The following is a 17026-nucleotide window of genomic DNA, read 5'->3' on the forward strand; positions in this document are numbered from 1 at the left end:
TGGAGGCGGCGGGATGAACCCGCGAAAGATGAAGCAGATGATGAAGCAGATGGGCATCGACGTGACGGAGCTCGATGCCGAGGAAGTCGTCATCAAGACGGCCGACGAGGAACTCGTCTTCAGCGACGCGCAGGTCACGCGCATGGACGCGCAGGGCCAGGAGACGTACCAGATCGTCGGCGAGCCCGAGACGCGCGAACTCGGTGCCGGCGACGACGGCAACGACGGCGGCGACGAGTCCGCTGAGGCCGCCGGGGCCGCCGACGCCATCCCGGCCGACGACGTGGCCATCGTGGCCCAGCGCGCCGGCGTCCCCGAGGACGAGGCCCGCGAAGCGCTGGAGGCCGAAGACGGCGACCTCGCCGCGGCCATCGCGCGACTGGAGTGATACTCCTCGTCCACGGCGACCGGGAGTACCTCCGGGCGCCCGGCGACGAGCTTCACACCGACCTCGGGATGCTCACCGTCCCCGAGGACGTGGAGGCCGGCCAGACTCTCGAAACCCACATCGGCGAGGAGTTCCTCGTCCGCGAGCCGCGCGGCCCGGACCTCTTCAACCACTTCGAGCGCACCGGCGCGCCGATGATGCCGCGAGACATCGGCCTCATCGTCGGCCACACGGGCATCGCGGCCGGCGAGCGCGTCCTCGACGCGGGGACCGGCACGGGCGTCCTCTCGGCGTACCTCGGTCGCCTCGGCGTCGACGTGACGACGTTCGAACGCGACGCCGAGTTCGCCGACGTGGCCCGCGAGAACATGCGACTCGCCGGCGTCGAAGAACGCGTCGACGTTCGCACCGGCGACATCACCGACGAGGTCGACGACCTCGCGGACTCGAAGTTCGACGCGCTCACCCTCGACACCGAGAACGCGCCCGAGGTCGTCCGGCACGCGCCCGACCTGCTCGTGACCGGCGGCTACGTCGCCGTCTACTCCCCGTTCGTGGAGGGCACGCGCGCGGCCGTCGAAGCCGCCAGAGAGGTCGGCCTCTCGGACGTGGAGACGTTCGAGACGATTCAGCGCCACATGGACTTCAACGACCGGGGGTCGCGCCCCTCGACCGCCGGCGTCGGCCACACCGGCTACCTCGTGTTCGCCCGCAACGAGTGAGCGAGTCCGACGCGAGCGGGCCACTCTCTTTCGGCCCGCCCGTGTCGCCTCACCCGACGCGGCGAATCACGCGAAACAGCTCTTCTCTGAAGCGTTCGGGGTCGATTGCCTCGCGGAGCGCCGCGGCCGTCTCCCCATCACCGCCGCGGACCTCGCGGGGGTACGCGCCGCCGGTCAGGAGGAACTCGCCGTCGACCGGCGTCACCGCGAGGTAGGCGTCGGCCGCGAGTTCGACCCCGGCGAGCTCGACGGTCGCGGCGTAGCGAACCACGTCGGCCTCGGCTTCGGTCGCGTCGTCGCGCTGGTCGCGGTCGCCACCGCCGCCGACCCGAACCCGGAGCGTCCGCGACTCGACGCGCCGAACGTCCGAGAAGCCGCGGGCTTCGAGGCGCGACCGGAAACCGGCGCTCGCGCGCTTGCCGACCAGTTTCGTCAGCGCCTTCGACGGCGGCGTGTGCGGCCGGATTTCGAGGCGGCTGGCGAACAGAAAACGCCACGGGCCGTCGGCGGCCGCCGGCACGCGCTCGCGGATGGCGGCGTCCTCGTAGACGACCGTCCGGGCGACGACGCTGACGGGGCCGAGTTCGAACGGGCGGTCGGTCGCGTCGTCGACGCGGACCCACCCCTCAAGCGACGGGAAGGTCGGCGGGGCGAGCGCGTCGGCCATACCCCGCGTTACGGACGGAGGGCTGAAAAAGGCGAGTCGCTCAGTGGTCGTCTTCGCGCCACTTGTGGTCGCACTCGACGCAGGTGAAGAAACGCGTCTCGGACTCGTCGGCCGAGCGAATCTGCTTCATCTCGTAGCGCGCCACGTCGTGGCCGCACTTCGGGCAGATGGCCTTCGTCGTCGGGCCGATGTCGGCGTTGTCCACGTCGGACATGTCGACGACCTCGCTGGACTCCTGGCCCTCGGTCGTGACCATCGATTTTTCCTTTTCGCTGTCGCGCGCTTTCTCGTGGCCGTTCGGACAGACCCAGACGCCGTCTTGCGGCGTCATCAGGGACCCGCAGTCGTCGCAAAACTCCATGATAGTACGTCCTACCGCTTGAAGGACTTAAGCGTCAGGATTGCGCCGCGCTCGCGGGGTGAGCGCTGAAAAAGGCCGGCGCGAAGCGAGCGACTGAACCGGGTCGAAACGGGCGACTCAGGCGTCGCCGTCGGACTGCCCCGGTTCGCCGAGCGCCTCGATGGGCATCGCGTTGTTCAGTTCGTAGTACAGGTCCTTCGCGTCGGCGAACTCGGCCGTGAGGCAGTTTCCGACCAACTCACCGAGGTCGGCGTTTCCGTCGGCCATGAGCACCGTCACACCGTCGAGGGAGGTCGCGGCGTCCCGACGAGAGACCGGGTACGAGAGGTCTTCGAGGAGGGATTCGACGCGGCCGAGCGTGATGGTTTCTGTCACGATTATTCATTATACATGCAACGCCTTAGCAGTTGCAGGAGCCGTGCTAGCACGGCTACGGCGGAGGGGAATCGGGGCTGAGTTACCAATTACGCCGTCGAAAAGGAGCTCCCCGCCCGTTTCCTATTCGAAGTCGGGGTCGCGCTTGTCGAGGAAGGCCTCCATCCCCTCGCGCTGGTCGTGGGTGCCGAACAGGCCGCTCCAGACGCGGGCCTCGAAGTCGAGCGCGGCGTCACGCGGCGCGTCGTGAGACATGTTGATGGCGGCTTTCGCGCCCGCGAGGGCGTGTCGCGGCTTCGACGCGAGCTCGGCGGCGAGGTCCTCGACGTGCGATTCGAGCTGGTCGTGGGCAACGACCTCGCCGACGATGCCGTACTCGTGGGCGTCGCTGGCGTCGACGCGCTCGCCGAAGAAGATGAGCCGTCGCGCGACCTCGTCGCCGACGAGCGCGGGCAGGCGGACGTTCCCGCCCCAGCCGGGCGTGATGCCGAGGTCGATTTCGGTCTGCCCGAGGAGCGCGCGCTCGGAGGCGACCCGGAGGTCACACGCCAGCGCGAGTTCCATGCCGCCGCCGAAGGCGTAGCCGTTGATGGCCGCGACGGTCGGCGCGGGGAACTCCTCCAGGCGCGTCGCGATGCGGTGGCCCTGCTCGGCGTAGTTCTGCGCGGCGGGTGTTCCGATGTCCTTCATGTAGCCGATGTCCGCGCCCGCGATGAACGACTTCTCGCCCGCGCCGGTGAGGACGACCACCCGCGCGCCCTCGGCTTCGACCTCGTCGAGCGCGTCTTCGAGCGCGTCGAGCGTGTCCGCGTTGAGCGCGTTCATCTGCTCGGGGCGGTCGATGGTGATGGTCGCCACGTCGCCGTCCCAGTCGAGTCGGAGGGTGTCCCAGCTCATACTCGGGGCGACGCGAGGGACAGGGATAATAATTAACGTTTCGCGGTCGCGCTGAAGAATCCAGAACAACGTTATACCCCCTCCGTCGAATCCACCGATATGACGCTCTCCGACGAGGCGAAAGAACGCCTCGCCGACATCGTCCGGCTCCAGCCGACGAAGAACAAGGAGTTACAGAACCGCTGGGACCTCGAAAGCGGGAGCGAGGTCCACCGCTACCTCGAATCCGAGCTGAAAGACTACTACTACCGCGACGACAACAGCCTCATCCGCGCGACGGCCGAGGCCGCCGAACTCGTCGGTGTCGAACCCGGCGTCGAGGGCGACGACGAGGCCGAATCCGTGCCGAGCGTCATCCGCGTCCCCTCGCTCGAAGCCCGCGTCTTCGAGGTCGTCGCCGGCCCCGACGAGCGCTCCGAGAGCGTCGTCAGCGTCCTCAACAAGCTCCGCGAGGAGTTCGACATCGACCCCGACGTTGACGACGTGCGCCGCGCGCTCCAGAGCCTCCGCCGCAAGGGCGTCATCGAGGTCGTCTACCGGACCGTCCCCACGTTCCGCCTCGCCGTCGAGCGCGACGAGGTCGACGTGGAAGTCGTCTAACCGCCCGCCGCCGTCTCTATTCGCGCCGCTCGAACACCAGCGCGTAGTGGTACGGCGGGATGTCGAGTTCCGCCGTCACCGCGAGGTCGGTCGCCTCTTCGACCATCGCCGCGGTCTCTTCCGGTCCGAGGCGCAGGTCGGTCGGCGGGCCGCGAGGCTCGCCCGCGACGGTCGTCTCCGCTCGGGGGAGCGGCCGCCAGTTGACGACGACGAACCGGCCGCCGTCGGCGAGGACCGACTCGACTTCCGTCAGGAACTCCTCGGGGTCGTCGACCCCGTGGAACGCGTTGGCGAACAGCGCCACGTCGACGAAGTCGGGGAGATGCGTCGATAGCTCGCGGGCGTCGCCGCGGACCGATACCACGTTGTCGATGCGTTGCTGGGCGGCGAGGTGGTCGAGTTCCGCGAGCAGTCCGTCGTCGAGGTCGACCGCGTACACCGCGGCCGGCGCGACGATTCGCGCCGCGGGGAGCGCGAAGTAGCCGTTTCCACAGCCGATTTCGACGACGGCGTCGCCCGCCGACAGGCCGAGGTCCCGAAGCGTCTCGCCCGGCGTCGGCCAGAGCTTGCCCCACCAGTCCCAGTCCGGCAGGCTCGTGTTCTGGAATCGTTCCATATCGCTCGGTCAGCGGGGCTCGAATTTAGGCGTTCTCACTGCCCCGTTCGGCGCGGTCTCTGGCGCGCTCGCGCCGCGCCTCCAGAATCCGGCGGACGCCCTTGCCGGGGCCGCCCTCGATGGGCCAGCCCTGCATCCGCCACGCCGGCGGCTCCGGTTCGAACGACGGACACGAGTGCGCGCACTCGCGCTGGCTCTGATAGCAGTCTTTCGCGGCGCACCGGGGGACGAGCGCCCGGCCGCGCCGGTCGAGTTCGAACTGCCGGCAGTCGGGCCGCATCGTGTCCACGTAGTTCCGCCAGCCGCGGTCGTAGGCGCGCTCGGCGAGGACGAGTCGCCGCCGGGCGTCCGCCGGGTCGGGCGAGAGCGAACTCGGGTGCCACAGCACCTCCGCGGCGTCGCCGTCGACGCCGAGGATGCCGACTTCGACCGGGAGGTCCTCCAGCAGGGCGGGTTCGACCCGCCGACCCGTCACCTCGGTGGCGACCCAGACCTCGTCGGCGAGCGCCCGCGACACGTCGTGGTCGAGTTGGTCGGCGAGCGCGCGGGCGGCGCTGGCGTCGAGGTCCGGCTTGTTCTCGATGGCGACGACGCGCTCGACCCAGTCGGGGTACGGCGCGGTCCGCCGGTACTCGACGCGGTTCCGCGAGCCGCGGCGTTTCTCGACCAGTCCGAGCCCCGCGGCGCGGTGGACCGCGGGCACGACGTGTCGCCACGGAAAGTCGGGTTCGGGGACGGCGTCTCTGTACCACGCCCACTCCGCGGGCGCGTGGCGGACGACGCGCAACAGGTCCGAGTCGAAGCCGTCGGTCGAGAGGGCGCGACGCGCGGCGAACGCCTCGGGGTCGACCTCGACGACGACGGTGTCCCAGCGGCGCTCGCGGGTGCCGAGCTGTCGGGCGACGAACGCGGGGCGCGGGCCGTCGGGGTGCCACGCGCGCTCGGCCCAGCGGCAGACCCGTAGCTCGAAGGCGAACTCGGGGTCGCGGTCGCGGTCGCGGTCGCGGTCACGGTCGGCGGCGTCGCTCACGACCGGGAGTTGCGGCGGGAAGCCGAAGGCGTTTCGGTCGGGTGGCTTCGGCGTCCGGCCCGACGACACAGACGATGCCGCGGGTGTCGCCGCCCGCAACGCCCGCGTCGCCCGCGCCGACTCGCGGCGCTGTCGCTCGCGGGTGTCGCGTCTCGGGCGTCGGCCGAACCGACCGACGCTACTTCAGGTACTTGTGTTCGCCCTCGTTTTTCGCGGCGAGGTCGTCGAGGAACTCGTGGGCGCGCTCGAATATCTCGCGGGGGCCGTCCTGCGTGATGGTGTTGATGGCCTGCTCGTAGTCGCGCCACTGGAGGTCGCGGTGCTCCGTCGAGAGCTCCGCGGACGCCTCGAACGAGCGCGCGATAAAGAGGTGGACCGTCTTGTGAATCGTCGTACCGTTCGCCTCGAAGACGTAGCTGTAGTCCTCGCGGAAGCCGTCGATGAGGCGGAAATCTTGGATTCCAGCCTCCTCTTTGACCTCCCTGATTGCCGTTTGCTGAAGCTCCTCGTCCCCTTCGACCCCGCCCTTCGGGAACTCCCAGTCCCCGGGACGGCTCTTCAGGAGTAAGTACTCCCTCCGGCCGCGGGTGTCGCGGAAGAGAATGGCTCCAGCGCTGACCGCTTCGACTGCCATTACCCGAAATAAACGTGCCACCCTTTAAGAGGGTATCGGAGCCTGTAGCGCGTTCGCACGGTTTTTCACTCGGGATTCGGGGCGTGGGGCCCCGAGTCACCGGTTCGTGTAGATGCGCTTTTACCGTCGGAGCGTGCAACAAGGAGTAGTACCCAGCTATGGCCTTCGTCACAAAACTCACCTTTCAAAGCGGTGATAAGGCGGTCCTCGACCGAGTGGTCGACGACCTCAAGCAGTTCATCGAGCGGAAGGGCGCGGAGTGCCGCGGCCCCCACTCCGACCAGCCGAAACAGGTGAGCGTCCCGCAGTACCGGACGCTCCAGCCCGGCGACCAGTTCTCGTCGTGGTCCTACCCCGTCTACACCCGTCGGCTCGAAATCCACGGCGCGGACCAGATCGCCCGCGAAGTCGGCCTCAAGGAGTTCCCCGACAGCGTCCACCTCGAAATCGAAGTCGAACAGAAAAAGCCGCTCGGCCACCGTCGCTGACGGCGGCCGCGGAACGCGAAAAACGACGCGGGTCCCCGCTTTTCCTCCGGTCTCTGCGGTCGCTCAGGCGTCCGGGCCGAGCAGTTCGACCACGTCGCCGGTGCCGACGTGGTTGGTCGCGTCGAACGACGTGACCTCCAGCCGAACCTTGTCTTCGACGGCCGCGTCGCCGCCGTCTTCGACCCGGATGACCGAGTCGCCGATGCGGACGGTGAGGCCGTCGCCGTTGCGCTCGCTGACGTAGGCCGTGATGACCTCGCCGGGTTCGAACGTCGGCGTCGCGGTGCGGAACGTCCAGCCGGCCAAGAGCTTGTCGAGGCGGCTCATACGCGGCTCACCTCCTCGCTCGTGCGGTCGGAGACGTACTCGCGGCCGTAGCCGGTCCACGCGGCGAACAGGAACACCGCCACGAGGAACCAGCCGTGGAACACGTACGGGAAGACCGACGCGGGGTTCACGAGCATCTCGGCCGTGAACCACGGCGTCGCCTCGCCGCCGACGAGCCCCTGCATGGCCCCGTAGCCGGCGAGCAGGCCGCCGCCCCACGGGAAGATGTAGCCGAGCGCCGAGGTGTTGGCGTCGAGGATGTTGGCGCGGCGGTAGCCGTTGATGTTGAAGCGCTTGCCGAGCGTGGCGATGTAGGGCGCGATGGCGATTTCGGCCGCCGTGTTGATGGTGACTGTCGCGTTGACGAGCGCCGTGCCGACGACCATCGTGGTCTCCGCGCGGCGGACCGTCGTGGCGACGCGGTCGATGACGAGTTCCTGAATCGCGTCGAAGCCGCCGCCGGCGCGCATGATTTCCGCGCCCGCGACGAGCAAGAGCGTCAGGACGATAAGCGGGAAGAAGCCGGCCGCGCCGGAGTAGACGCTCCCGCCGACGCCGACCTGTCCCGCGGGGACGGTCTCGACGACGGCCCCGAGGAGCGGAAGCGCCTCGACCGCCTGCGTGAGACCGTTCTGCGGCGCGCTGAACAGGAGCATGCTCCCGGCCGACACGTCCACGAGGTTCGCCGCGCCGAGCGCGACGTTGAACGCCGCCGCGAGGAGCAGACCCCACGAGACGGCCTCGATGATGTGCCGGCCGCGGACGGCGAGGACGATGACGAGGGCGATGTCGAGCAGGTGGACGAGCCCCCACGGCGACACCGACGCCGAGACCTCGCCGGCCACGTCGACGTGCGGCATCCCGCCCCAGACGCCGGGGATACCGAAGCCGGCGACGAGATACGCCGCGATTGCGAGCGCCGCCGCGACGACGGCGTACTTCACGCGGGACGCGACGACGCCGCCGATGTCGGCGTCCTGCGTGACCGCGGAGACGATGGTGGTGTCGCTGACGGGCGCGAGGTTGTCTCCGAACACCGCGCCGGAGAGAATCGCGCCGAACAGCAACACGGGGTTCGCGCCGAGGAGGAGCCCCGCCGGGAAGACGAGGCTCGTGAAGGCGATTGCGGTGCCGTACCCGGTACCGATACCGGTCGCCAACAGCGCCGCGAGCAGGAATGTCACCGCCGGGAACAGCCCCGGCCCGACGTTCAGGACCGTGGCCGCCCAGACGAGGCCGTCGACGAAGCCGCCGACCTGAATCGTCTCGGCGAACATGCCCGCCCAGAGCCACGCGACGACCGCGGTCGCGGCGACCCGGCGGGTCATGCCGGCGAAGATGACGTCCGCGTAGTCCTTCCAGTCTCCCCGGACGAACAGCAGTCCCACGATGAGTCCTGTCAGCATCCCCGCGACGAGGCCGGTCGTATCGCCGATACCGAGGATACCGCTCTGGAAAATCGCCCACGCGATGAACAGGGCGATGGGCAAGGCACTTACGAGGCGCCCGCCACGGAAACTGAGCTCGATGTCCGGTTCTTCTGGCATCGTTTGTCAGAGATTGACTGGGGGATATAATAGGCACGAATTTCCTCCAACTATTTCTTCCAAAGTTGCGTTTCTCGGCCACGACCTGTCGGGAGCGTTTATCATCGCCGGGAAAAAAGAGTCCAGACATGAGCAACCGAGCGACGATGGACGACCTCGTCTCGCTTCGCCGCGACCTGCACCGCCACCCCGAGCCCGCGTGGTGCGAGTTCTACACCACCGCCCGCCTCGTCGACGAGCTGGAGACGCGCGACCTCGACGCGCTCTACGTCGGCCCCGAGACGCTCGACGCCGACGAGCGCATGGCCGTCCCCGACGACGAAGACCTCGACGCGTGGTTCGAGCGGGCCCGCGAGGCCGGCGCGCGCGAGGACGTGCTCGACCGTCTCGCCGGCGGCTACACCGGCGCGGTCGCGGTCGTCGAACGCGGCGAGGGCCCGACCGTCGGCCTCCGCGTCGACATCGACGCGCTCCCCATCCCCGAGTCAGAGGCCGACGACCACCTCCCGGCCGCCGAGGGCTTCCGCTCCGAGAACGAGGGATTCATGCACGCCTGCGGGCACGACGCCCACGCGACCATCGGGCTCGGCGTCCTCGACGCCGTCATCGACTCCGACTTCGAGGGGACGTTCAAGGTGTTCTTCCAGCCGAGCGAAGAGCAGGTCGCCGGCGGCAAGGCCGTCGCCGAGGGCGGCCACCTCGACGACGTGGACTACCTGCTCGCGGTCCACGTCGGTCTCGACCACCCGACCGGCGAGGTCGTCTGCGGCATCGACGGCTTCCTCGCGGTCTCGCACTTCCGCGCCGAGTTCACCGGCGCGCCGGCCCACGCGGGCGCGAAACCCGAGGAGGGGAAGAACGCGAACCTCGCGGCCGCGACGGCCACCCAGAACCTCTACGGCATCTCCCGACACTCCGACGGGGCGACCCGCGTCAACGTCGGCCTGATGGGCGGCGGCACCGCCACGAACATCGTCGCCGAAGAGGCGTTCATCGAAGGCGAGGTGCGCGGCGCGACGACGGAACTCATGGAGTACGTCGAGGGCCGCGCCCACACTATCATCGAGTCCGCGGCCGCCATGCACGACTGCGAGGTCGAAATCAACGTCGAGGGCAAGGCCCCGAGCGCCCGGAGCGACGACGCGCTCGCGGCCATCGTCGGCGGCGTGAGCGAGGGCGTCGAGGGCGTCACCTCCATCCTCGACCGCGACGAACTCGGCGGGAGCGAGGACGCGACGTACCTCATGCAACGCGTGCAGGACCGCGGCGGCCTCGCGGCCTACGTCGGCGTCGGCACGGACCACCCCGGCGGCCACCACACCCGGACGTTCGACGTGGACGAAGAGACCATCCGCATCGCGGTCGACGTGCTCGCCGGGAGCGTCGAGCGAATCGCGGCCGAGCGTCCCTGAGCCGAGCGAAGGCCCCTGAGACGCGCCGAGCGCGTCGTTCGAGCCACCTCCGACCGCGTTACCGCGACGGAGACGGCACACTGTCGCCCGAATCGCCCCGACGAACCGCCAGCGGTTATTTGTCCCCCCCGTGCATAGCCGCCAGCGATGGGGTTCCTCGGCGGTGAATCGACCGAAGACACAGACCTGCGTCCGGGTCTCGCAGTCGTCGGCATCGCCGTCGGCGTCGCGGTCGTCCAAGTCGCCGTCTTCCCCCACAGCCCCGAGGTTCGCTGGCTCCGGTTCGCCGTGGAGTTGCTTCTGGTTCCGATTCCCCTCGCCGGCGCGTTCGTCGTCAGCGGCGTCCGCGACGTGCAGGCGGTCTGGCGGCCGCTGTACGCCGGGACCGCGCTGTTCGCCGTCTACGCCGTCACCGACGCGGTCGACGAGCTCGTCACCCAGCCCGAGGCGGTCACGCTCGTCTTCGAAGACGGGACGCTCCTCGTCGGCTCGGTCGCGCTCGTGGTCGGCGCAGTCCGGTGGTCGACCCACCGCGACGCCCGCGAGACGGACCTGCGCCGCCGCAACGAGCGGCTCGACCAGTTCGCGTCGGTCGTCACCCACGACCTCCGCAACCCGCTGAACGTCGCCCAGATGCGACTCGAACTCGCCCGCGAGGGCCACGGGACCGACCACCTCTCGACGGTCGCCGAGGCCCACGACCGGATGGAGGCGCTCATTCAGGACGTGCTCCAGCTCGCCCGCGTCGGCGAGTCGGTCGGCGACGTCGAGCCCGTCAGCCTCGCCACCGTGGCCGCCGACGCGGTGACGAACACCAGCCTCGGGGCGTCGGGACTCACCGTCGAGGCCGACGCGAGACTGCTCGCCGACCGGGGGCGACTCACCGCCGTCTTCGAGAACCTGTTTCGGAACTCCGTCGAACACGGCTCGACGGGCCGCCGGGATGCTCCCGGCGATGCTGTGGAACACGGTTCCACGGACCGTCGGGACTCCCCCGACGAGACCGCGGAGCGCGGCGACCGGAGCGACCAGTCGGCCGTCACCGCCGACACGGGACCGGCGGGCGCGGGCGGCCGCCGTGCGGTGGCCGACGCCGACGGGGGGACGCCGGGCGTCAACGTCCGCGTCGGCCCGCTCGAAGACGGCTTTTTCGTCGAAGACGACGGCCCCGGCATCCCGCCGGAAGAACAAGACCGAATCTTCGAGTCGGGCTACAGCACCGATACGAAGGGGACCGGTCTCGGCCTCGCCATCGTCGCCGGCGTCGCCGACGCTCACGGCTGGGAGGTGACGGCGACGACCGGCGAAAACGGTGGCGCGCGGTTCGAGTTCCGAGGCGTCTCGTTCGCGGCGGAGTCCGAGGTCAGTACTTCGGGTCCGCGCCGGTGAGTTCGTAGATGTCGTCCATGATGCGGTCCCGCTCGACCTTCCAGCCTTCGAGGGCGCTCGGCCGACTCGGATAGCGGCCGTAGTGAGCCAGCAGTTCGTCGGCGAGGCGCTTGACTTTGAAGAACTCGTAAATCTGGCTCCAGTGGCCGTAGCTCGACGCCGCGGTCTGCGCGAGGAGGACCGGGCCGAACGAGGTCGTCCCGGAGTAGAGCGCCTCCGCCAGCTTCTCGCCGGGGATGGAGGCGATGAGGCCCATCAGGTCGTCCACGTCGACGGCGGTCGAGAGGATGTTGTACACGTCGAGGCTGGCGTAGCGGCCGCCGAAGTGGTCCATGACGCGCTGGTTGTAGCGCCACAGCGTCTCCTCGCTCACGTCGCCGGCTTCGAGCGCGATTGCGGCCTGCTCGCCGGCGTACTTCCCGGCGTAGGCCGCGCCGGCGATGCCGCCGCCGGTCGTCGGGTTGACGTGGGCCGCGGCGTCGCCGACGGCCATGTAGCCCGGCGCGGTCGCCGAGTCGTAGGGCCGACGGGTCGGGAGCGCGGCACCGAGCTTGTCGATGACCTCCGCGCCCTCGAACTCGGGACGCTCCCGGAGGTCTTTCTTCAGGTCGTCGACGAGCTTCATCGGCTCTTCTGTCATCTGGAAGCCGAGACCGGCGTTGATGGTCGTCTCCGTCCGCGGGAAGTACCAGACGTAGCCCGCGGCGACCTCGGCGGGCTTGAACACGAGCGCGTCCGACCACTCGACGGGCTCGGGGACCTCGACGACCTCGCGGTACGCCGACGAGAAGTGCTGGTAGGAGACGTTCGTGTCGAAGGTGGTCCCGGCGAAGTCAACCTTGTCTTGGAGGAGCGACAGCGAGCCCGCGCCGTCGATGACGATGTCGGCGTCGTACTCGACGACCTCGCCGTCGTGTTTGCCGACGATGCCGGTGACGGTGCCGTCGTCGTCCTGTGTCACGTCTTGGACGACCGTGTCGTAGTGGAGTTCCGCGCCGGCTTCCTCCGCGCCCTCGATGATGAGCCGACCGTACTCCCAGCGGTCGATGACGGCGAGTTCGCCGGGGACCGGGATGTCGAGGACGGTGTCCTCCTGCGGAATCTCGAAGCGGCCGTGGTCCACCTCGGTGTTGGTGAACGCGGGCTCGATTTTCGACTTCGGAATCGCCTCGGGGAAGGCGTCAGCGCCCTTCAGGGCGTCGCCGCAGGCGATGTGGCCCGCTTCCTCCGCGGGCTTTCGCTCGACGATGGTCACGTCGTAGCCCGCGTTCGCGATGGTGGCGGCGGCGTAACAGCCGGAGGTTCCCGCGCCGACGACCACCACGTCCACGGACTGGGTCCGTGGGCTCGCCGAGGAGTCCCCGGCGGTGTCGTTCTCGTCTGTGGACATGGTATCACCTCCATATCGCGGGCTGAAAACTCTTTACTCCCGCACCGACCGCGCGGGGCGACTCCGGCGGAGAACCGGCCCAGCCGGGATGCGACGCTCGACGGGGAGAAACCGGGGAAGAGAGGCAAGAGAAAACGGAAACCCGAGGTTCCGAGTCGCTCAGCGGTTGTCGTCGCCGGTGTCGTAGTGCTCGCCCGAGGCGGCCGGGATGCGGGTGCGGCCGACGAGCGCGAGGACGACGAGGACCGTCACGTACGGAATCGTCTGGATGAGCGAGTCGGGAACGCCGTAGCCGGGGACCTGCTGGAGGCGAATCTGGGCGGCCTCCAGCCCCGCGAAGAGGAACGACGCGCCGAACGCGCCGACGGGGTTGTAGTTCCCGAAGAGGAACGCCACGATGGCGATAAAGCCCTTCCCGTTGACCATCGTCTGGTTGTTCCCGACGAACTGGCCGAGACCGAGCGACAGCGCGGAGCCGCCGATGCCGGCGAGGAAGCCCGAGAGGAGCACGCCCGCGTAGCGGACGCGGCTCACGTCGACGCCGACGGTGTCGAGCGCCTTGGGGTTCTCGCCGGACGCGCGGACGTGGCGGCCGAACGCCGTGCGGTTCAGGACGTACCACGACGCCGGGACCGCGACGAGCATCATGTACACCGCGGGGTCGGCGTCGAACAGCGCGCCGAAAAACGGGATGTCCGAGAGGACGGGAACCGTCCACGTCCCGAGGGTCGTCCCGAGGTTGTCGGTGTTGACGCCGCCGTAGTAGACGGTCGCCGCGAACGGCGCGAGGCCGAGCGCGATGAGCCAGACGGCGAGGCCGGCGATAATCTGGTCGGCCTTGAACCGGATGCAGACCACGGCGAACAGCGCCGAGAACAGCACCGACGAGAGGACGCCGGCGAAGAAGCCGATCCAGATGGCCGGCAGGCCGACGACGGTCATCTCCGGGCCGACGACGGCCGTCGTGATGACCGCGGTGAACGCCGAGATGATGAGCAGTCCCTCCAGCCCGATGTTCACCACGCCGGCCTTCTCGGAGAAGATACCGCCGAGCGCGGCGAAGGTGATGGGAACCGAGAGCCGGAGCGCCGACGAGAGCGTGCTCCGACTGGTGAGGATGGCGAGGAGGTTGCCCCAGATACTGCTCGGGAAGGCGAGGCCGAGCAGTGCGATGAGCAGAAAGACGCTCAGCGCCCCGCCGGCGAGCGTCGCTCTGTAAGACAGTTCGGTGTCGCGGAGTCGGTCGATGGTGGTCGTACTCATTCGTCGTCACCTCCGAGAGCGCCGCCGTCCGTGGCCACGGTCTCGCGGTCCGGTTCGAGGTCGATGGCGGAGCCGAGCATGCGGAAGAACTCGGGCATCGCGACGAACAGGATGATGAGACCGCGGAGGACGCCGACGAGCTGTTTCGGGACGCCGGTCCCGAACTGGACCGCGAGGGAGCCCGATTTGAGCGTCCCGAACAGGAGCGCCGCCGGGACGACGCCGAACGGGTTGTTCCCCGCGAGGATGGAGACGGTGATGCCGTCGAACCCGAGCGCGGGGACGCCGGCCTGCCACTTGCCCATGACCATGAGCACCCAGATGGCACCGCCCATGCCGCCGAGCGCGCCGGAGAGGAACATGCTCGTGACGGTCGTTCGCTTGGCGTCGACGCCGCCGTACTCGGCGGCTTCGGGCTGTTCGCCGCTCGTCCGGAGGTCGTACCCGAAGGAGGTCTGTTCGAGCAGGAACCAGACGCCGACGACGAGCGCGAGGCCGAACGCGAGCGCGAGAATCGAGAAGTCGCCCCCCTGCGGGAACGCCACCGGGAGGAGCGTCGCCCAACCGGGAAGCGGCGTCGTCTCGACGACCTGCGAGTCGGGGTTCGAGAAGAACTCGCTGACGAGGACGAACGCGATCTGCGCGGCGATGAAGTTCAGCATGATGGTCGTGATGACCTCGTTGGCGTCGGCGTACGCCTTGAGCGCGCCCGGAATCGCGCCGTAGAGGCCGCCGACGAGCGCGCCGACGATGACGGCGAGCGGAATCAGGACGAGGCCGCCGACGAGGCCGGACGGGAGCGCCGGCGCGACGAAGAAGGAAAACAGCGCCGTGGCGAGGCCGCCGAGGACGAGCTGTCCCTGCGTCCCGATGTTGAACAGGCCCGCGCGGAAGGAGACGGCGACCGAGAGGCCGGTGAAGATGAGGAGCGTCGTCTCCTTGAGCGTGAGCGCGAGCCCGAAGTTCAGCGGGTTCCAGCCGGGGTTGAACAGCGCGGGGTCGTTCAGGAGGAACGGCTCGCCGAGCGCCCCGTTGAACAGCACGAGGTACACCTCGACGGGGTCGTAACAGAAGCCGGTGCCGAACAGCGTCGTCGCCGCGGTCTGACACGTCGTGATGCGGCCGGAGACGAGGATGATGACCGCGCCGACGAGCACGGCCAAAACGAGCGCGGCGAAGCTGATGAGGATGCGCTCGGTCGCGGAGGCGGCCGTCAGCCGCCGGAGGACGGCCTTCGCGTTCTCGGTCGCGCTCATTTGGCGTCACCCACGGGCGGTTCCGCGTCGGTCGCGTCGGCGTCGGGGCGTTCGCCGGCCATGAGCAGGCCGATCTCTTCTTCGGTGGTGTTGCGTGGGTCTACGATGTCCATGAGTTCGCCGTCGTGCATGACGCCGAGGCGGTCCGAGAGGCCCTGCACCTCGTCGAGCTTCGAGGAGACGAGGAGAACCGCCTTCCCCTCCGCTCGGAGGTCCAAGAGCCGCTCGTGGATGAACTCCATCGCGCCGATGTCCACGCCGCGGGTCGGGTGGGTGGCGACGACGAGGTCCGGTTCGCGTTCGAACTCGCGGCCGACGATGAACTTCTGTTGGTTGCCGCCGGAGAAGGACTCCGCGTCGGCGTCGGCGTGCGGCGGTCGAACGTCGTACTCGTCGATGATTCGCTCCGCGTGGTCGCGCGCGTCGGACCAGTGTATCCGGCCGTCGGCGGCGAACGTCGGGCTGTGCTGGCTCCCGAGGATGCCGTTTTGGACGAGGTCGAAGTCCATCACGAGCCCGCGCTCGTGTCGGTCCTCGGGGATGTACGCCATCCCGTCGTCGATGCGGGAGCGACGCGAGGCGTCGGTGACGTCCCGGCCCTTGTAGGAAATCGAGCCCTCCGTCGGCGTCCGCAGGCCGGTGATGGCTTCGACCAACTGCGACTGGCCGTTGCCGTCGACGCCGGCGACGCCGAACACCTCGCCCTCGCGGATGTCGAACGACACGTCGGAGACGGCGGGGATGCCGCGGTTGTCCTCCGCCGAGAGGTTCCGCACCGCGAGCACCTCGTCGCCCGGCTCCTGCGGTTCGGCCTTCGGTTCGAGGAGGACCTCGCGGCCGACCATCAGCTCGGCGAGTTCCTCGTTGGAGGTCTCGTCAGCCTTGACGGTGCCGACGTTCTTCCCGTTTCGGAGGACGGTGATGTCGTCGGCGGCGTGCATCGCCTCCCCGAGCTTGTGGCTGATGAAGATAATCGTCTTCCCCTGTGCGGTCAGCTCCTCGAAGACGCGGAACAGCTCTTCGACCTCCTGCGGGGTGAGGACCGCGGTGGGCTCGTCCAGAATGAGGATGTCCGCCCCGCGGTAGAGTGCTTTCAGAATCTCGACGCGCTGTTGAACGCCGACGCTCACGTCCTCGATGGCGTCGTCGGGGTCCACGTCGAATCCGTATCGGTTCGAGAGGTCGATGACCTCTTGGCGCGCGCGCTCCCGGTCGACGGTCGTGCCGAACCACTTGCGCGGTTCGTTGCCGAGGACGATGTTCTCGGCGACCGTCATGGGGTCGACCAGCATGAAGTGCTGGTGAATCATACCGATTCCGGCGTCGATAGCGTCCGCGGGGGAGTCGAAGTCCCGCGCTCTCCCGTCCACGTGGACGGTCCCCTCAGTGGGTTCGTAGAGCCCGTAGAGGATGTTCATCAACGTCGTCTTGCCGGCCCCGTTCTCTCCCAGAAGTGCGTGCACCGTGCCGCGCTCGACGGTCAGGTCCACGTCGTCGTTCGCCACGACGCCGGGGAACCGTTTTGTGATTTCGTCGAGATGAACAGCGGTGCTCATCTTGACCCTTTTTTCGGGGGGGTTCGCTTAAACTCGTGGGATTCGAGTCGACGCGGGAGTGGTCCACACGGAGCGTCGCGGCGGTTATCGGGGAGTTCGAACTGTTCA

Annotated in this window: 19 protein-coding genes; 6 read left to right on the forward strand and 13 right to left on the reverse strand. The window is 68.9% G+C overall.

Annotation, left to right across the window (positions count from 1 at the left end; genetic code table 11):
* Together C438_RS12885 and C438_RS12890 are read left to right on the forward strand one after the other, a co-directional pair.
* The coding region (locus tag C438_RS12885; RefSeq protein WP_004969899.1) for a nascent polypeptide-associated complex protein at window positions 1-388 on the forward strand (388 nt) is incomplete at its 5' end.
* Window positions 385-1110: a tRNA (adenine-N1)-methyltransferase gene (locus C438_RS12890; RefSeq protein WP_004969900.1), complete on the forward strand. Its 726-nt coding sequence runs from the start codon at window positions 385-387 to the stop codon at window positions 1108-1110. The genes C438_RS12885 and C438_RS12890, both read left to right, overlap by 4 nt.
* Before the next feature lie 49 nt (window positions 1111-1159).
* Here C438_RS12890 and C438_RS12895 read toward each other — a convergent pair whose 3' ends face one another.
* The 4 genes from C438_RS12895 to C438_RS12910 form a co-directional block, all read right to left on the reverse strand.
* Window positions 1160-1777, reverse strand: coding sequence for a DUF6517 family protein (locus C438_RS12895; RefSeq protein ID WP_004969901.1), 618 nt, complete (start codon window positions 1775-1777; stop codon window positions 1160-1162).
* A 40-nt stretch (window positions 1778-1817) separates the two neighbouring features.
* The gene (locus tag C438_RS12900) at window positions 1818-2138 is read right to left on the reverse strand and encodes a transcription factor S (protein ID WP_008574128.1); all 321 of its coding nucleotides are present in this window, start codon (window positions 2136-2138) and stop codon (window positions 1818-1820) included.
* Between the two features lie 117 nt (window positions 2139-2255).
* Window positions 2256-2513 (reverse strand): hypothetical protein, encoded by a 258-nt coding sequence (locus tag C438_RS12905; protein ID WP_004969902.1) that lies wholly within the window; start codon window positions 2511-2513, stop codon window positions 2256-2258.
* A gap of 123 nt (window positions 2514-2636) precedes the next feature.
* Window positions 2637-3410, reverse strand: a complete 774-nt coding sequence (locus C438_RS12910) for an enoyl-CoA hydratase/isomerase family protein (protein WP_004969903.1) — start codon at window positions 3408-3410, stop codon at window positions 2637-2639.
* A 99-nt stretch (window positions 3411-3509) separates the two neighbouring features.
* Between C438_RS12910 and C438_RS12915 the strand changes: the two genes are divergently transcribed.
* Window positions 3510-4010, forward strand: coding sequence for a DUF5797 family protein (locus tag C438_RS12915; RefSeq protein WP_004969904.1), 501 nt, complete (start codon window positions 3510-3512; stop codon window positions 4008-4010).
* A 16-nt stretch (window positions 4011-4026) separates the two neighbouring features.
* Here the strand turns inward: C438_RS12915 and C438_RS12920 are convergent, their stop codons facing one another.
* The 3 genes from C438_RS12920 to C438_RS12930 all read right to left on the reverse strand — a co-directional run bounded on the left by C438_RS12920 (window position 4027) and on the right by C438_RS12930 (window position 6290).
* Window positions 4027-4626 carry a class I SAM-dependent methyltransferase gene (locus C438_RS12920; RefSeq protein ID WP_004969905.1) on the reverse strand — a complete coding sequence of 200 codons (600 nt, stop codon included), beginning with the start codon at window positions 4624-4626 and terminating at the stop codon, window positions 4027-4029.
* A gap of 25 nt (window positions 4627-4651) precedes the next feature.
* A complete protein-coding gene (locus C438_RS12925) occupies window positions 4652-5656 on the reverse strand; it encodes a DUF5787 family protein (RefSeq protein WP_049918054.1) in 1005 nt (334 codons plus the stop codon).
* A gap of 178 nt (window positions 5657-5834) precedes the next feature.
* Window positions 5835-6290 carry a bis(5'-nucleosyl)-tetraphosphatase gene (locus C438_RS12930; RefSeq protein ID WP_004043548.1) on the reverse strand — a complete coding sequence of 152 codons (456 nt, stop codon included), beginning with the start codon at window positions 6288-6290 and terminating at the stop codon, window positions 5835-5837.
* Between the two features lie 158 nt (window positions 6291-6448).
* Here C438_RS12930 and C438_RS12935 point away from each other — a divergent pair, with 158 nt between their 5' ends.
* Window positions 6449-6778, forward strand: coding sequence for an uS10/mL48 family ribosomal protein (locus C438_RS12935; RefSeq protein ID WP_004969907.1), 330 nt, complete (start codon window positions 6449-6451; stop codon window positions 6776-6778).
* 63 nt (window positions 6779-6841) lie between these two features.
* Here the strand turns inward: C438_RS12935 and C438_RS12940 are convergent, their stop codons facing one another.
* Both C438_RS12940 and C438_RS12945 read right to left on the reverse strand, forming a co-directional pair.
* Window positions 6842-7105 (reverse strand): DUF7513 family protein, encoded by a 264-nt coding sequence (locus C438_RS12940; RefSeq protein WP_004969908.1) that lies wholly within the window; start codon window positions 7103-7105, stop codon window positions 6842-6844.
* Window positions 7102-8652, reverse strand: a complete 1551-nt coding sequence (locus tag C438_RS12945; protein ID WP_004969909.1) for a Na+/H+ antiporter NhaC family protein — start codon at window positions 8650-8652, stop codon at window positions 7102-7104. Before C438_RS12945 ends, C438_RS12940 begins: the two co-directional genes overlap by 4 nt.
* 128 nt (window positions 8653-8780) lie before the next feature.
* On the opposite strand from C438_RS12945, the gene C438_RS12950 reads away from it, so the two are divergent.
* The gene (locus C438_RS12950) at window positions 8781-10064 is read left to right on the forward strand and encodes an amidohydrolase (RefSeq protein WP_049918041.1); all 1284 of its coding nucleotides are present in this window, start codon (window positions 8781-8783) and stop codon (window positions 10062-10064) included.
* Between the two features lie 147 nt (window positions 10065-10211).
* On the forward strand, window positions 10212-11453 hold the full coding sequence (locus C438_RS12955; protein WP_004969911.1) for a sensor histidine kinase: 1242 nt from the start codon (window positions 10212-10214) through the stop codon (window positions 11451-11453).
* Here the strand turns inward: C438_RS12955 and C438_RS12960 are convergent.
* The 4 genes from C438_RS12960 to C438_RS12975 all read right to left on the reverse strand — a co-directional run bounded on the left by C438_RS12960 (window position 11428) and on the right by C438_RS12975 (window position 16918).
* Window positions 11428-12843 (reverse strand): geranylgeranyl reductase family protein, encoded by a 1416-nt coding sequence (locus C438_RS12960; RefSeq protein WP_004969912.1) that lies wholly within the window; start codon window positions 12841-12843, stop codon window positions 11428-11430. The two genes, C438_RS12955 and C438_RS12960, sit on opposite strands and share 26 nt — an antisense overlap.
* Before the next feature lie 159 nt (window positions 12844-13002).
* Window positions 13003-14106 (reverse strand): ABC transporter permease, encoded by a 1104-nt coding sequence (locus C438_RS12965; protein ID WP_004969913.1) that lies wholly within the window; start codon window positions 14104-14106, stop codon window positions 13003-13005.
* A complete protein-coding gene (locus C438_RS12970) occupies window positions 14103-15362 on the reverse strand; it encodes an ABC transporter permease (protein ID WP_004969914.1) in 1260 nt (419 codons plus the stop codon). The genes C438_RS12965 and C438_RS12970 overlap by 4 nt, the downstream gene beginning before the upstream one ends.
* Window positions 15359-16918, reverse strand: a complete 1560-nt coding sequence (locus C438_RS12975) for an ABC transporter ATP-binding protein (RefSeq protein ID WP_004969915.1) — start codon at window positions 16916-16918, stop codon at window positions 15359-15361. Before C438_RS12975 ends, C438_RS12970 begins: the two co-directional genes overlap by 4 nt.
* Window positions 16919-17026: the final 108 nt, after the last annotated feature.

The sequence above is a fragment of the Haloferax denitrificans ATCC 35960 genome (assembly GCF_000337795.1).
In the GTDB taxonomy this organism is placed as follows: Archaea; Halobacteriota; Halobacteria; order Halobacteriales; family Haloferacaceae; genus Haloferax; species Haloferax denitrificans.

Bases quoted from the DNA above. Each gene is read 5' to 3' on its own strand.
- C438_RS12895 (WP_004969901.1), bottom strand. From the start codon at position 1,777: ATGGCCGACGCGCTCGCCCCGCCGACCTTCCCGTCGCTTGAGGGGTGG.
- C438_RS12900 (WP_008574128.1), bottom strand. From the start codon at position 2,138: ATGGAGTTTTGCGACGACTGCGGGTCCCTGATGACGCCGCAAGACGGC.
- C438_RS12910 (WP_004969903.1), bottom strand. From the start codon at position 3,410: ATGAGCTGGGACACCCTCCGACTCGACTGGGACGGCGACGTGGCGACC.
- C438_RS12915 (WP_004969904.1), top strand. From the start codon at position 3,510: ATGACGCTCTCCGACGAGGCGAAAGAACGCCTCGCCGACATCGTCCGG.
- C438_RS12920 (WP_004969905.1), bottom strand. From the start codon at position 4,626: ATGGAACGATTCCAGAACACGAGCCTGCCGGACTGGGACTGGTGGGGC.
- C438_RS12930 (WP_004043548.1), bottom strand. From the start codon at position 6,290: ATGGCAGTCGAAGCGGTCAGCGCTGGAGCCATTCTCTTCCGCGACACC.
- C438_RS12935 (WP_004969907.1), top strand. From the start codon at position 6,449: ATGGCCTTCGTCACAAAACTCACCTTTCAAAGCGGTGATAAGGCGGTC.
- C438_RS12940 (WP_004969908.1), bottom strand. From the start codon at position 7,105: ATGAGCCGCCTCGACAAGCTCTTGGCCGGCTGGACGTTCCGCACCGCG.
- C438_RS12945 (WP_004969909.1), bottom strand. From the start codon at position 8,652: ATGCCAGAAGAACCGGACATCGAGCTCAGTTTCCGTGGCGGGCGCCTC.
- C438_RS12950 (WP_049918041.1), top strand. From the start codon at position 8,781: ATGAGCAACCGAGCGACGATGGACGACCTCGTCTCGCTTCGCCGCGAC.
- C438_RS12955 (WP_004969911.1), top strand. From the start codon at position 10,212: ATGGGGTTCCTCGGCGGTGAATCGACCGAAGACACAGACCTGCGTCCG.
- C438_RS12960 (WP_004969912.1), bottom strand. From the start codon at position 12,843: ATGTCCACAGACGAGAACGACACCGCCGGGGACTCCTCGGCGAGCCCA.
- C438_RS12965 (WP_004969913.1), bottom strand. From the start codon at position 14,106: ATGAGTACGACCACCATCGACCGACTCCGCGACACCGAACTGTCTTAC.
- C438_RS12970 (WP_004969914.1), bottom strand. From the start codon at position 15,362: ATGAGCGCGACCGAGAACGCGAAGGCCGTCCTCCGGCGGCTGACGGCC.
- C438_RS12975 (WP_004969915.1), bottom strand. From the start codon at position 16,918: ATGAGCACCGCTGTTCATCTCGACGAAATCACAAAACGGTTCCCCGGC.